The organism is Streptomyces sp. NPDC090499 (assembly GCF_044769305.1).
In the GTDB taxonomy this organism is placed as follows: Bacteria; Actinomycetota; Actinomycetes; order Streptomycetales; family Streptomycetaceae; genus Streptomyces.
Map to the genome: position 1 here is coordinate 69,998 of NZ_JBIVXP010000013.1, position 14,045 is coordinate 84,042.

12 protein-coding genes are annotated in these 14,045 nt (G+C 71.6%); 9 read left to right on the top strand and 3 right to left on the bottom strand.

Annotated features, from left to right (window positions below):
* Nucleotides 1-33: 33 nt before the first annotated feature.
* The gene (locus ACIQVL_RS36340) at nt 34-1,041 is read right to left on the bottom strand and encodes a (-)-alpha-amorphene synthase (RefSeq protein ID WP_403477462.1); all 1,008 of its coding nucleotides are present in this window, start codon (nt 1,039-1,041) and stop codon (nt 34-36) included.
* On the bottom strand, nt 1,025-2,503 hold the full coding sequence (locus ACIQVL_RS36345; RefSeq protein ID WP_403437455.1) for a cytochrome P450: 1,479 nt from the start codon (nt 2,501-2,503) through the stop codon (nt 1,025-1,027). Before ACIQVL_RS36345 ends, ACIQVL_RS36340 begins: the two co-directional genes overlap by 17 nt.
* 268 nt (nt 2,504-2,771) lie before the next feature.
* Between ACIQVL_RS36345 and ACIQVL_RS36350 the strand changes: the two genes are divergently transcribed.
* The 4 genes from ACIQVL_RS36350 (at nt 2,772) to ACIQVL_RS36365 (ending at nt 7,582) form a co-directional block, all read left to right on the top strand.
* Nucleotides 2,772-4,274, top strand: a complete 1,503-nt coding sequence (locus ACIQVL_RS36350) for an acyl-CoA synthetase (protein WP_403437456.1) — start codon at nt 2,772-2,774, stop codon at nt 4,272-4,274.
* Nucleotides 4,275-4,361: 87 nt separating this feature from the next.
* The gene (locus tag ACIQVL_RS36355) at nt 4,362-5,936 is read left to right on the top strand and encodes a fibronectin type III domain-containing protein (RefSeq protein ID WP_403477463.1); all 1,575 of its coding nucleotides are present in this window, start codon (nt 4,362-4,364) and stop codon (nt 5,934-5,936) included.
* Nucleotides 5,937-5,963: 27 nt separating this feature from the next.
* The gene (locus ACIQVL_RS36360; protein WP_403437459.1) at nt 5,964-6,683 is read left to right on the top strand and encodes a class I SAM-dependent methyltransferase; all 720 of its coding nucleotides are present in this window, start codon (nt 5,964-5,966) and stop codon (nt 6,681-6,683) included.
* Nucleotides 6,684-6,745: 62 nt separating this feature from the next.
* Nucleotides 6,746-7,582, top strand: coding sequence for an alpha/beta fold hydrolase (locus ACIQVL_RS36365; protein ID WP_403477464.1), 837 nt, complete (start codon nt 6,746-6,748; stop codon nt 7,580-7,582).
* A 119-nt stretch (nt 7,583-7,701) separates the two neighbouring features.
* Here ACIQVL_RS36365 and ACIQVL_RS36370 read toward each other — a convergent pair whose 3' ends face one another.
* Entirely contained in the window at nt 7,702-9,312 is a 1,611-nt protein-coding gene (locus ACIQVL_RS36370; protein ID WP_403477465.1) for an acyl-CoA synthetase, read from the bottom strand.
* 187 nt (nt 9,313-9,499) lie between these two features.
* Here ACIQVL_RS36370 and ACIQVL_RS36375 point away from each other — a divergent pair, with 187 nt between their 5' ends.
* From ACIQVL_RS36375 to ACIQVL_RS36395, 5 genes are all read left to right on the top strand, one after another.
* Nucleotides 9,500-10,300, top strand: a complete 801-nt coding sequence (locus ACIQVL_RS36375; RefSeq protein ID WP_403437462.1) for a crotonase/enoyl-CoA hydratase family protein — start codon at nt 9,500-9,502, stop codon at nt 10,298-10,300.
* A 114-nt stretch (nt 10,301-10,414) separates the two neighbouring features.
* Complete coding sequence (locus ACIQVL_RS36380; RefSeq protein ID WP_403437464.1) at nt 10,415-11,356, top strand: Zn-ribbon domain-containing OB-fold protein; 942 nt, start codon at nt 10,415-10,417, stop codon at nt 11,354-11,356.
* On the top strand, nt 11,356-12,402 hold the full coding sequence (locus ACIQVL_RS36385) for a thiolase domain-containing protein (RefSeq protein WP_403437465.1): 1,047 nt from the start codon (nt 11,356-11,358) through the stop codon (nt 12,400-12,402). Before ACIQVL_RS36380 ends, ACIQVL_RS36385 begins: the two co-directional genes overlap by 1 nt.
* Nucleotides 12,399-13,565 (top strand): thiolase domain-containing protein, encoded by a 1,167-nt coding sequence (locus tag ACIQVL_RS36390; protein ID WP_403437467.1) that lies wholly within the window; start codon nt 12,399-12,401, stop codon nt 13,563-13,565. Before ACIQVL_RS36385 ends, ACIQVL_RS36390 begins: the two co-directional genes overlap by 4 nt.
* Before the next feature lie 83 nt (nt 13,566-13,648).
* Nucleotides 13,649-13,891 carry a DUF397 domain-containing protein gene (locus ACIQVL_RS36395; protein WP_403437469.1) on the top strand — a complete coding sequence of 81 codons (243 nt, stop codon included), beginning with the start codon at nt 13,649-13,651 and terminating at the stop codon, nt 13,889-13,891.
* The last annotated feature ends 154 nt before the right edge of the window (nt 13,892-14,045 follow it).

Here is a 14,045-nt window from a genome sequence, read left to right on the forward strand (position 1 = left end):
TCGGGCGCGGTTGCGGGAGCACACCGCATGCCGCTACGTCACGGCGGGCACCGACTTCACGTCCGCATACCGGGGTACGGATCGGGACCAGTGGTAACACCCGCGGATCCAGCCGATCATGCCCTCCACGTATGCTCGGCCCGCGGGGCTCAACTGCGGTTCGACGTCGGCGTGGAGCCTCTCGAACTCCCGGATCGTGCTGTTGACCCGCCGGATGGCCAGGACGACGGCGGTCTGCAGGGAGCAGTGGTGTTCGCGCTGGTAGGCCAGGGCCAGGTTGATCATTTCGCCCGCGCGTTGTTCTTTCACGGCGGAGAACAGATCGGCTGTCCAGACCGCGGCGTCGGCCGAGAGCCGGCTGAGCCGCCGCACGGCTGGATGGTGGAGTTCTGCGGGGGACGCCTCGTCCGGCGTCGCGGTCTCGTACAGCGGATAGAACGGTTCGACACCTGCGGTCAGCGACCGTATGGAGGTGCAGTCTCCCGTGCGCAGGACGACGGGGTGGGCCTGGGCCACCGCTTCGTACAGGAGACCGTGCACGTACTCCTGGCTCTTCCATGCCCATCGTGCGGCCTGACCGGGTGTGCACCGTTCCCGGACCTGCCGGTACAGGTCGGCGAGGGCCGCTCCGAGCGGTGTGCCGGGCGTGCGGTCGTCCCGCAGAACGGCGATGCTCTCGCACAGCATGGGCACGAGCGCCGCCGGGGTGTGCCGGCCGATGTCCTCCGCCCGGTCGTCGAACACGAACTGATACGCGATCTGGTGGGCCACGATGCGCAGCAGCCCGGAGTCCACGGCGGGACTGGTGAAGGACGCGAGCTGGGCGGGGCGAGTACGGGCGATCATCTCGGCCACACCCGGCTCGTCCGTCAGCCCCCACCTGCGCAGCCAAATGCCGACGTCGGCCGCGGCTTCGGCTTCGTGGGGGTTGCGCACGAACGGGAAGGGCATGTGGAGGTGGGCGTCGATCAGGTCCCCGAGGTGGGCGGCGCGGGATCCGTCCGCTGCACCGACCGCGGCTTCCTCATGCGTTGTCGACACTCTGCTCACCCGCCGATCGGGGGTCCGATGCCTGTCGGGTGCAGACCGCGCGGCGCGGGAGCGGTGGACGGGACGGCGACGCCTCCGACGGCCTGTGCGGACGTGACTCGCGGAGCATGACCAGCGAGCGCGGCCCCAGCGTGATCGCGGGGCGCGGGGTCCGTGCGGCGTGTCCGGGCAGATGGCGCAGGCGCACGCGGCCGGCGATGGTCGCGAGCGCCACGGTGACCTCCACCATGGCGAACTCGTCGCCGAGGCACTTGCGGTTGCCCGCGGAGAACGGCATCATCGCGCGCCGCTGTCCGGCGGTGGGCCGTCCCGGCAGCCAGCGGTCGGGATCGAAGCGTTCGGGGTCGGGGAACGACGACGGGTCGTGGTGGAGGAGGTAGGGGCTGTAGAGCACGGTGGCTCCGGCGGGCAGCCGGCGGCCGGCGAGTTCGGTCTCCCGGGTGGCGACGCGGGTGAAGAGCCAGCCGGGGGAGGAGTGCCGCAGCGTCTCGGAGACGACGCACCGGGTCTGGACGAGGTGCGGCAGATCGTCCGGGCCGGGCCGCCGGCCGCCGGGCAGCACGGTGTCGAGCTCGGCGTGCAGGCGCTGTTCGGCCTCGGGATGGCGGGCCAGCAGACTGAAGGCCGCGGCCAGGGACAGGGCCGAGGTCTCGGCGCCCGTGAGCAGCAGGGTGATCAGGTCGTCGTGGATCTCCCGGTCGGTGCGGGCGGGGGCCTCGCCGTCGCCGTGGGGGGCTGCCAGCAGGGTGCCCAGGACGTCGTCACGCGCGGCGCCCCGGCGGCGCTCCGCGATCACCGCGTCGATGATCGCGTGCAGTTGGGCGAGCGCCCGCCGGTAGCGGCGGTTGGCCGGGGTCGGAAGCCGGAACAGCGCGTCGACCGGCACGACCGTGCGGACGAAGAGGCCGCGGACGACGTCGGCGAGACAGCCCCGCACCTGGGCGGCGGTCGTGTCGTCGAGCGAGTCGGAGAGCAGGACCCGGCTGATCACGCGGGTCGTGAGGGTCATCATCGCCTCGGTCAGGGGAACCGCACCGGCCCCCTGCCACCCCGCGCAGACCGACTCGGCCTCCGCGGCGACGAGTTCCGTGTACGCGGCGGCGTGGGAGGGACGGAAGGCCGGCTGCAGCAGCCTGCGTTTGTCCCGGTGCGCGGACTGACGGCAGGTGACCAGTCCGTCCCCCATCAGATTGCCCAGCCGGTCGTACAGCGGGCCCCCTTTGTCGAAGGTGTGCGGGTCCATGAGCATCTCGTGGGCCAGCTCCGGGTGGCACACCATCCAGGCGCGCCGGGGGCCCAGTCGTATCTCGACCAGATCCCCGTGCGCGGGCAAAGAATTGAGAAACGCCAGCGGGCGACGGTATAAGGCGATACCGTGACCGAGTAATGGGAATATGCCGGGAGCAGTACCTGTCGTCCACGTTCGTTTTTGTTCGGGAACGGCACCGTTCATGGAAGCCTCCTGTCCAGTGCGACATGTGAAATGAGCGAACCTGCTTCGAGGCTGACAGCCCGAGACAAGTCCTGCCCAGTTCAACCGTGCCCGGGTTTCCGGAAACCTTTCTCCAAAGGGGCGCACAGGGGCACGTTGAAGCAAAAAACGCATGGGATGAACGCCTCTTGATGCATGGTGCATCGACTGTGGTTCCTTTTGCCACTCCGGTGCGGTCCCGTCCCGGCTCGCTTGACCTGCCCGGGCGACGGGCCGAGGATCATGAGTCATGACGCAGGGACAGGGCAGCACGGTGGACGGGGTACTGCGGCGCAGCGCCCGGCGCACCCCCGCGCGGGTGGCGGTGCGGTACGGCGAGCGACGCTGGACGTACGAGGAACTCGACGACGCCGTCTCGCGCGCGGCGAGCGTCCTGCTCGGCCAGGGCCTCGACCGCGGTGACCGGGTCGGCACCTACGGACACAACTCCGACGCCTACCTGATCGCCTTCCTCGCCTGCGCCCGCGCCGGCCTGGTGCACGTCCCGGTCAACCAGAACCTGACCGGCGACGACCTCGCGTACATCGTCGGCCAGTCCGGCAGCTCGCTGGTGCTGGCCGACCCGGATCTGGCCGGCCGGCTCCCGGGCGGCGTACCGGCGATGCCGCTGCGCGACGCCGACGGCTCGCTGCTGTCCCGGCTCGCGGACGCGGCGCCGTACGACGGGCCCGAACCGCGCACCGAGGACCTCGTGCAGCTGCTGTACACCTCCGGGACCACGGCGCTGCCCAAGGGCGCGATGATGACCCACCGGGCGCTGGTGCACGAGTACCTGAGCGCGATCGCCGCCCTCGACCTGAGCGCCGGGGACCGGCCCGCACACGCGCTGCCGCTCTACCACTCCGCCCAGCTGCACGTGTTCCTGCTGCCCTACCTCGCGGTGGGCGCCACCAACGTCATCCTCGACGGGCCCGACGGCGACACCCTCTTCGACCTCGTCGAGGCCGGGGACGTGGACAGCCTGTTCGCGCCGCCCACCGTGTGGATCGGACTCTCCAACCGGCCCGACTTCGCCACCCGCGACCTCGGCGGACTGCGCAAGGCCTACTACGGGGCGTCGATCATGCCGGTCCCCGTCCTGGAACGGCTGCGCGAACGGCTGCCGAAACTGGCCCTGTTCAACTGCTTCGGGCAGAGCGAGATCGGACCGCTCGCCACCGTGCTCGCCCCCGAGGAGCACAAGGGGCGGCTGGACTCCTGCGGCCGCACCGTCCTGTTCGTGGAGGCACGCGTGGTCGGCGAGGACGGCGCGGACGTCCCCGACGGCACCCCCGGCGAGATCGTCTACCGCTCACCGCAGCTGTGCGAGGGCTACTGGGACAAACCCGAGGAGACCGAAGCGGCCTTCCGGGACGGCTGGTTCCACTCCGGCGACCTCGCGGTGCGCGACGCCGACGGCTACTACACGATCGTCGACCGGGTGAAGGACGTCATCAACTCCGGTGGCGTGCTGGTCGCTTCACGGCAGGTCGAGGACGCCCTCTACACGCACGAGGCGGTGGCCGAGGCCGCCGTGATCGGGCTTCCCGACGAGCGGTGGATCGAGGCGGTCACCGCCGTCGTCGTGCCGCGCGGCGAGATCGACGAGGCCGGGCTGATCGCCCACGTGAAGGAGCGACTGCCCGCCTTCAAGGCACCCAAGCGGATCCTGTTCGTGCAGGCGCTGCCCCGCAACGCCAGCGGAAAGATCCTGAAGCGGGAACTGCGGGAGCGGTTCGATCCCGCCTCGTGAGGACGGGGCGACGGCTCCTGCCGGTCCCAGGACGTGAGCGTCGACACAAGGCCCCGTACGGACCCAAGAAGTCTGGTTCCATACCGTGTGCGGCTTCCGACACCTCGTCCGCCGTTCACCGCCGGCGAGCACACCACCGACATGCGCTGCTGCCTCCCCGTCCCCCTCGGCGCACTCGCGGGCATCCCCGGCCCCTGCGAGATGCTGCGCTCCGGCTTCCTCCTCGCACCCGCCCTGCTCCGGTCCGCCACCGCTCCCCGCCCCCGGCACCCCCGCTCCCTCGCCGCCGTCCACCTGGAACTGGTCACCCTCACCGAGGACCGCGCCGTCATCACCTGGCACACCGCCCTGCCCGGCACCGACGACGGCACCGGCCGGATGCTGCCCGCCGCCACCGAGGGCGAGATCGTCTACGGCACCCACCCGGCCCGCCTCAACCGCACCGCGGGCGAGGACCGGCCCACCGCGCACCACCACGTCGAACTCACCGGCCTGGAGCCGGGCCAGACGTACTACTACCAGGCCCGCTCCCGCGGCGTGCCCGCCACCCCCACCGCGCTCCACCTGGTGCGCGGCAACGCGGCCGGCACCTCCCGCCACGGCCTCGACACACCCGGCGGCCCCTACTCCTTCACCACCCCGCAGCCCCCGCCCGGCCGCCACCTGCTCTCCCTCGCCCTCTGCAACGACCTGCACATCGGCGAGACCGTCGCCGGTCTGGTGGCCGGTGTCCCCTTCCTGCGCGGAGTGGCGCAGCGGACGGGACAGACCCCCTACCCCGAACTCATGAGCAGGGCCGTGGTGGACGAGGCCCGCCGCCGCGGCGCCCAGCTGCTGCTCGCCGCGGGCGACATCTCCGGCGGCGGCGGACCGCGCGACCTGGCGGAGGCCAAACGGATCCTCGACGGCTTCGGCACCCACCGGCGGGACTACTTCGTCGTGCGGGGCAACCACGACCGCGCCGCGGGCGAGGGCGACACCTTCCACCGCGAGTTCGGCCTGCCGGACGGGCCCGGATGGTTCGAGCACGACGTGGCCGGACTGCGGATCATCGGCCTCGACACCTACGACAAACGCGGCAACGGCGGCGACGCGGGCGGCCTCGGCGCCGAACAGCTCTCCTGGTTCCGGCGCCGGCTGCGCGCCCACCGGGAACAGCCCACCGTCGTCTTCGGCCACCATCCACTGACCGTCCGGGAGGCCCTCTTCCCGGTGAGCCCGGCGCAGCGCCTCGGCCGCCGCCAGGCTCGCGCGATCCTCCGGGCCTACGCCACCGCCCCGGGTGTGTTCCTCCACCATGTGGGCCACACCCACCGCAACAAGCGCACCCATGTGCCCCTGGCCCCGCAGGTGACCCTGCAGGAGGTCGGTGCCGCCAAGGAGTACCCCGGCGGCTTCTTCCTGCTGCGGATCCACAGCGGCGGCTTCGCGCTCAACTTCTTCCGGGCGCGGGCCGCCGAGGCACTGGAGTGGAACGAGCGCAGCCGCCGGCAGGCCGGGGGACTGTGGCCGTACCACGCATTGGGCCGTACGGTCGCCGACCGTAACAGTGTGGCCGCCCGCGACCTGTCCGGCATCGGCCGGCTCGTGCCGCCGTCCGCCCAGCCCCGTTCGCCCCAAGGGATGACGGCCGTCCCGAACCCCCGCCTGGATGTGGCCTAGCGGAGGGCATCTCCGTAGCGTGGGCACATGTCGACCCTGTGGGAACTCATGCACGACTGCATCCCTGCCGACCACGCCCGTCAGGTCACCTCCCGCTACTACCTCGACGAGGCGATGCGCTCGCCGCGGGCACCGGACCGGGTGGTCGACCTCGGCTGCGGCCGGGGCACGTCGGCGGAGCTCTTCCGCAAGCACGACTCCGGCGTCCACTGGGTGGGAGTCGACATCCGCGATTCGCCGGAGGCCGCCCAGCGCGAGGCCGGGCACGACAGCGTGGTGTACTTCGACGGCGTCAACCTGCCCTTCGGCTCCGGCGCGGTGCCGCTCGTCTACTCCCACCAGGTCTTCGAACACGTGGCGAGACCCAGGGAACTGCTCGCGGAGGTGAGCAGGGTGCTGCGGCCGGGCGGGCTGTTCATCGGCAGCACCTCCCAGTTCGAGCCCTACCACTCCTTCAGCCTGTGGAACTACACGCCGTACGGGTTCCGGGTGCTCGTCGAGGACGCCGGTCTCGCCCTGGAGGAGATCCGGCCCTCGCTCGACGGCGTGACACTGATCATGCGCACCTACCACGGCTCACGGAAGAAGGAGTACGGCCGCTTCTGGCAGACGGAGTCGCCGCTCAACACGGAGATCGACGCCTGGGCCCGCAAGAGCAGGCGGGACACGGCGCTGGTGAACCTCCGCAAGCTCACGTTCTGCGGCCAGTTCGCGTTCCGGGTGCGCAAGCCGGCCCCGCAGGCCTGACCGCGGGGCCGGCCGCCGAAATCCGTTGCGGCACCGCGTCCCCGTCCCCGAGGATCAGCGCCGTGCCCACTTTCACCGCAGCCGACGGGACCCGCCTCGCCTACCACGTCAGAGGCGAGGGCGAACCCCTCGTCGTGCTGCCGGGCGGCCCCATGCGGGCCTCCGGCTACCTCGGGGACCTCGGCGGGCTGACCGCCCACCGCCAACTGGTCCTCCTCGACCTGCGAGGGACCGGCGACTCCGCCGTGCCCGCCGACCCGGCGTCGTACCGCTGTGACCGGCTCGTCGACGACGTGGAGATGTTGCGCGCCCACATGGGGTTCGACCACATGGACGTACTGGCGCACTCGGCCGGCGCGAGCCTGGCGATCCTGTACGCGGCGGCGCATCCGCAGCGGGTCCGGCGGCTCGCGCTGATCACCGGCAACCCCTCGGCCCTCGGCCTGCGCGCCACCCCCGAGGACCGGCTGGCGGCGGCCCGGCTGCGGGCGGGGGAACCCTGGTTCGAGGAGGCCTACCCCGCGCTGGAGGCGTGGCTGACCGGCTCCGGTGAGTTCGACGAGGTGTTCATGCCCTTCTTCCACGGCCGCTGGGACGCCACCGCCCGCGCCCATGTCGCGGCCACCGAGAGCCAGACCAACTTCGAGGCGGGCGATCGCTACTTCGCCGAGGGCGCCTTCACCCCGGACGCCACCCGGGCCGCCCTGCGCGCCCTCGCCGCCCCTGTCCTGGTGTACGCCGGAGAACTCGACGGCGGCCCCAGCCCCGCCCTGGCCCGGCGCGCCGCCGAGGCCTTCCGGACCGCCGAGGTCACCGTGCAGCCCGGCGCCGGCCACTACCCCTGGCTCGACGACCCCGAGTGGTTCGTCCGCCGTACCGTCGCCTTCCTGGACGCCTGAGCGGCCCTCGGGTCCGGCGCCCCGAAGGCCCGTCGGGAAGCGGTCGCGGAACCTGTCCGTCGCCCGGACCGGCGTGTCCCGGCACGGGCCGTCCCACGGCGGTGGCACACCCGCACGGGCTACCGGTCGGCGGCCACCGCCACCTCGCGCGCCCACCGGTAGTCCGCCTTGCCGCTCGGTGACCGCTGGACGGCCTCGGCGATCACCAGCTGACGGGGCACCTTGTACCCGGCCAGCCGACTGCGGCAGTGGGTCTGGATGTCGGCGAGGGAGGGCGGCTCGGCGCCCGCGCGCAGCTGCACCACGGCCGCGACGTGGTTGCCCCAGGTGGCGTCGGGCACCCCGGCGACGAGCGCGTCGTACACGTCCGGGTGCGACTTCAGCGCCTGTTCGACCTCCTCCGGGTACACCTTCTCGCCCCCCGTGTTGATGCACTGCGAGCCCCGGCCGAGCACGGTGACGACACCGTCCTCGTCGACCGTCGCCATGTCGCCGAGGAGCACCCACCTGCGGCCGTCCTTCTCGAAGAACGTCTCGGCGGTTTTCACCGGGTCGTTGTAGTAGCCGAGCGGGACGTTCCCGCTCTGCGCGACCCGGCCGATCTCGCCCACCGCCACCGGCTCGTGGGTCGCCGGATCGACCACCTGCGTACGGAAGTTGACGCGGACGCGGAAGCCGCTGCCGGCCCCGGAGTCGTCGGTCGCGGTGCCGTTGAAACCGGACTCGGAGGACCCGAAGTTGTTCAGCAGCATGGCGTTCGGAACGAGTTCGCTGAACTGCCTGCGCACGGTCTCGGAGAGGATCGCGCCGGAGGAGGAGACGCTGAACAGGGCGGAGCAGTCGGTGCCCTTCAGCGGCCCGTTGAGGGCGTCGACCAGCGGGCGCAGCATCGCGTCGCCGACCAGCGACATGCTGGTGACCTTCTCCTTCTCGACGGTCCGCAGCACCTCCTCGGGCACGAACTTGCGGTGGATCACCACCCGTTGCCCGAAGTTGAAGCCGATGAGGGAGGTGAGGGTCGACGTGCCGTGCATCAGCGGGGGAGTGGGGAAGAAGGTGATCCCGGTCCCGCCGGCCGCCACCCGCTCGGCCAGCTCCTCCGGCCGCTTCACCGGCTCACCGGTCGGCGCTCCGCCGCCCAACCCGGCGAAGAACAGGTCCTCCTGACGCCACATCACTCCCTTGGGCATGCCCGTGGTGCCACCGGTGTAGATGATGAACTGGTCGTCGCCCGAGCGCGCCGGGAACCCCCGCCCGGGCGATCCGGCGGCCTCGGCCTCGGTGAAGGGCAGCGCCTTGAGCTCCGACGTCGGCTCGCCCACGCGCACCAGGTGCCGCAGCTTCGGCGTCCTGGGCAGCGCCGCCGCCACCCGGTCGTCGAACTCCGCGTCGAAGACCAGCGCGACCAGGTCGGCGTCCCGGTAGAGGTACACCAACTCGTCTTCGACGTAACGGTAGTTGACGTTGACCGGCACGACCCGCGCCTTCATGCACCCGAACACGGTCTGGAGGTACTCGATCCCGTTGTACAGGTGCAGGCCGAGATGCTCGCCGGGGCGGATCCCGCTGTCGATCAGGTGATGGCCGATGCGGTTCGCGGCGGCGTCCAGCTCGGCGTAGGTCAGCCGGCGTTCCGCGCCCGTGCCGGGGTGGTCGACGTACACGAGCGCCTCGCGGTCCGAGGCCACGTCGACGACCGACTCGAACAGATCGGCAAGGTTGTACTCCACCGCTCCTCCTGACCCCGGCAACCGTGACGAAGAAAGGCGCACCTGTCCGTTCGCCGGTCATCAGAGCAAAGGGCGCGGCAAGTGTGAAGGGTTCGCGCGAAGAAATCTGACTGACTGTCAGAAAACCCTTGAAGTGCCTCCCGGCCTACTGCAACCTGTTCTCGTTCTTTCAGAGGGGAGACGGTCCATGGGTGGGACGGAACACCTCACCGTGCGGCGCGAGGGCGCCACACTGGTGCTCACGCTCAACAGGCCCGAGGCGAAGAACGCGCTCTCGATCTCCATGCTCGTCGGTCTGTACGACGGCTGGATCGAGGCCGACGCGGACGACGGCGTCCGCTCGGTCGTGCTCACCGGGGCCGGGGGCGCCTTCTGCGCCGGGATGGACCTCAAGGCGCTGGCCGGGCAGGGGATGGCGGGCGAGCACCTGCGCGACCGGCTGAAGGCCGACCCCGACCTGCACTGGAAGGCGATGCTCCGCCACCACCGCCCACGCAAACCGGTGATCGCCGCGGTCGAGGGGTACTGCGTCGCGGGCGGCACCGAGATCCTCCAGGGGACCGACATCCGGGTGGCGGGCGAGTCCGCGACGTTCGGGCTCTTCGAGGTCCGGCGGGGGCTCTTCCCGATCGGCGGTTCGACGGTACGGCTGCAGCGGCAGATTCCGCGCACCCACGCGCTGGAGATGCTGCTCACCGGGCGGCCGTACAGCGCCCGGGAGGCGGCGGACATCGGGCTCGTCGGGCATGTCGTGCCGGACGGCTCGGCGCTGGACAAGGCGCTGGAGATCGCCGGGCAGATCAACGCGTGCGGGCCGTTGGCGGTCGAGGCGGTCAAGGCGTCGGTGTACGAGACCGCGGAGATGACGGAGGCGGACGGGCTGGCCGCGGAACTGAAGCGGGGGTGGCCGATCTTCGACACTTCCGACGCCAAGGAAGGGGCTCGTGCGTTCGCGGAGAAGCGGGCGCCTGTCTACAAGCGTGCGTAGCGCTGCGCAGGCCCGGGCCGGTTCGGAAGCCGCGGGCCGGTGGGAGCTTGTCGCGCAGTACCCCGCGCCCCTGCAGGGGCGCTGCACATCGACCTTCTCAAGGAGGCAGCGCCGATGCCCGAAGTCCTCAAAGCTCCCCTCGTCGTCGAGTTCCCGTTCACCCGGTCCCTCGGGCCTGTGCAGAGCGCCTTTCTCACCGGCCTGCGCGAGCGTGTCGTCCTCGGGGTGAAGACCGGGGACGGTCGCACCCTCGTGCCACCCGTCGAGTACGACCCCGTGACCGCCGAGGAGATCCGCGATCTCGTCGAGGTCGCGCCCACCGGCACCGTCACCACCTGGGCCTGGAACCACGAACCCCGTCGCGGCCAGCCCCTCGGCACCCCCTTCGCCTGGGTGCTGGTCCGGCTCGACGGAGCCGACACCGCCCTGCTGCACGCCCTCGACGCGCCCGGACCGGAGGCCGTGCACACCGGCATGCGGGTCCGTGTCCGCTGGGCCGAGGAGCGCTCCGGGGCCGTCACCGACATCGCCTGCTTCGAGCCGTACGACGGAGAGGCGGTCGAACCCGGCGGGCACGACGGCGAGTTCGAGGACGCCGTGCACGGCATCGTCGCGCACGCCCGCCTCGACTACACCTACTCGCCGGGCCGCGCCCAGACCGCGTACATCAACGCCCTGTCGTCCCGGCGGACGTTCGGCGAGCGCTGTCCCTCCTGCCGGAAGGTGTACGTCCCGCCCAGGGGTGCCTGTCCCACATGCGGGGTGGCCACATCGGAACAGGTCGAGGTGGGGCCCGGCGGCACGGTCACCACCTTCTGCATCGTCAACATCAAGGCGAAGAACCTCGACATCGAGGTGCCCTACGTCTACGCCCACATCGCCCTCGACGGCGCCGGCCTCGCCCTGCACGGCCGGATCGGCGGGATCCCCTACGACCAGGTGCGGATGGGGCTCAGGGTCGAGCCCGTGTGGACCGAGGGAGCCCGCTTCCCCGACCACTACCGGCCCACCGGCGAGCCCGACGCGGACTACGAGACGTACAAGGAGCTGCTGTGATGCGTGACATAGCACTGGTCGCCTTCGCGCAGACCGACCACCGCCGCACCAGCGAGGACCTCTCCGAGGTCGAGATGCTCATGCCGGTCCTGCACGACGTGCTCGGACAGACCGGCCTGAAGACCGCCGACATCGGCTTCACCTGCTCCGGCTCCAGCGACTACCTGGCCGGCCGCGCCTTCTCCTTCACCCTCGCCCTCGACGGCGTCGGCGCCTGGCCGCCCATCTCCGAGTCGCACGTCGAGACGGACGGCGCCTGGGCCCTGTACGAGGCCTGGACCAAGCTGCTCACCGGGGACGCGGACACCGCGCTCGTCTACTCCTACGGCAAGTCCTCGCCCGGCTCGGTGCGCGACGTGCTGACCCGCCAGCTCGACCCCTACTACCTGGCCCCCCTCTGGCCCGACTCGGTCGCCCTCGCCGCCCTCCAGGCCCGTGCCCTCATCGACGCGGGGGAGACCGACGAGCCCGCGCTGGCCGCCGTCGGCGCCCGCAGCAGGGCGGACGCGACAGCCAACTCCCACGCCCAGCTCAGCGGTTCCGTGCCGCAGGGGGAGTACGTCGTACGGCCCCTGCGCACCGGCGACTGCCCGCCGATCGGCGACGGCGCCGCCGCCGTGATCCTCGCGGCGGGGGAGCGGGCCCGGGAGCTGTGCGAGCGGCCCGCCTGGATCCGGGGCATCGACCACCGCATCGAGGCGCACAGCCTCGGCGTCCGCGACCTGACCGACTCGCCGTCCGCCCGGCTCGCCGCCGAGAAGGCGGGCGCCTTCGAACGGCCCGTGGACACCGCCGAGCTGCACGCGCCGTTCAGCTCGCAGGAGGTCGTCCTGCGCAAGGCGCTGCGGCTCGGCGACGACGTGCGGGTCAACCCGTCCGGCGGGGCCCTCGCCGCCAACCCGATCATGGCCGCCGGACTCATCCGCATCGGCGAGGCCGCCGCCCGCATCCACCGCGGCGAGTCCGACCGTGCCCTCGCCCACGCCACCTCCGGGCCCTGCCTGCAGCAGAACCTGGTCGCCGTACTCGAAGGGGATCCGCGATGAGCAAGGAGCCCGTGGCCGTCGTAGGGATCGGCCAGACCAAGCACGTGGCGGCCCGGCGGGACGTGTCGATCGCCGGGCTCGTCCGCGAGGCCGCGCGCCGCGCCCTCGACGACGCCGGGCTGGACTGGGCCGACATCGACGCCGTCGTCATCGGCAAGGCGCCCGACTTCTTCGAGGGCGTGATGATGCCGGAGCTCTACCTGGCGGACGCGCTGGGGGCGGTCGGCAAACCCATGCTGCGGGTGCACACGGCGGGCTCGGTGGGCGGCTCCACCGCGCTCGTCGCGGCCAACCTCGTCGCCGCCCGGGTCCACTCCACTGTGCTGACCCTCGCCTTCGAAAAGCAGTCCGAGTCCAACGCCATGTGGGGGCTGTCCCTGCCGATCCCGTTCCAGCAGCCGCTGCTGGCCGGCGCGGGCGGCTTCTTCGCCCCCCACGTGCGGGCCTACATGCGGCGCAGCGGCGCCCCGGACACCGTCGGCTCGCTGGTCGCCTACAAGGACCGGCGCAACGCGCTCAGGAACCCCTACGCCCACCTCCACGAGCACGACATCACCCTGGAGAAGGTCCAGGCGTCCCCCATGCTGTGGGACCCCATCCGCTACTCGGAGACCTGCCCCTCCTCCGACGGCGCCTGCGCCATGGTCCTCACCGACCGCGCCGGAGCCGCCCGTTCCGCCAGGCCGCCGGCCTGGATGCTCGGCGGCGCCATGCGCAGCGAACCCACCCTCTTCGCCGGCAAGGACGCGGTGTCGCCGCAGGCCGGGAAGGACTGCGCGGCCGACGTCTACCGGCAGGCGGGGATCGCCGACCCGCGCCGGGACATCGACGCCGTCGAGATGTACGTGCCGTTCTCCTGGTACGAGCCCATGTGGCTGGAGAACCTCGGCTTCGCCGAGGAGGGCGAGGGCTGGAAACTCACCGAATCGGGAGTCACCGAACTCGACGGCGACCTGCCCGTCAACATGTCGGGCGGTGTCCTGTCCACCAATCCGATCGGCGCCTCCGGGATGATCCGGTTCGCCGAGGCCGCCCTCCAGGTGCGCGGCCAGGCCGGAGAACACCAGGTCGACGGCGCCCGGAAGGTGCTCGGGCACGCCTACGGCGGCGGCTCCCAGTTCTTCTCCATGTGGCTCGTCGGCGCCGCCGCCCCCGACAACTGAAAGGACCCGTTCACGTGGCCTGTCGAGTGCCGGAACCGAAAGCTAGGCTGGCCGCGGACGACGAATTCGGGAGGAGCACGGACGTGGCCGAGAGCACCATCCAGCAGCAGCGGGCAGTGGGCTGGGACAAGCCGGAGCTGGATCTCAGCGGGGCCGACTGGCAGTCCAGCAGCCGGGGCCTGGGGGATGTCCAGATCGCCTTTGTCGAGGGATTCATCGCGATGCGCAACAGCGGCAGCCCGGAGAGCCCCTCCCTGATCTTCACCCCCGCCGAATGGGGTGCCTTCGTGTCGGGGGCCCGTGAGGGCGAGTTCGACCTCACCTGAGTGCCTGCCCCCGTGCCGCCACTGCGGCAGAGAGGTGAACCAGGGGGTGTTCCGCAAGGATTTCCGGACACGTGACCAGCAGCGCCCTTCCGGGGCCGCCGCCTGAGACAGGCTGGCCCCGGACGGGGAAGGTCGTATTCCGGAGGTGAGGAAC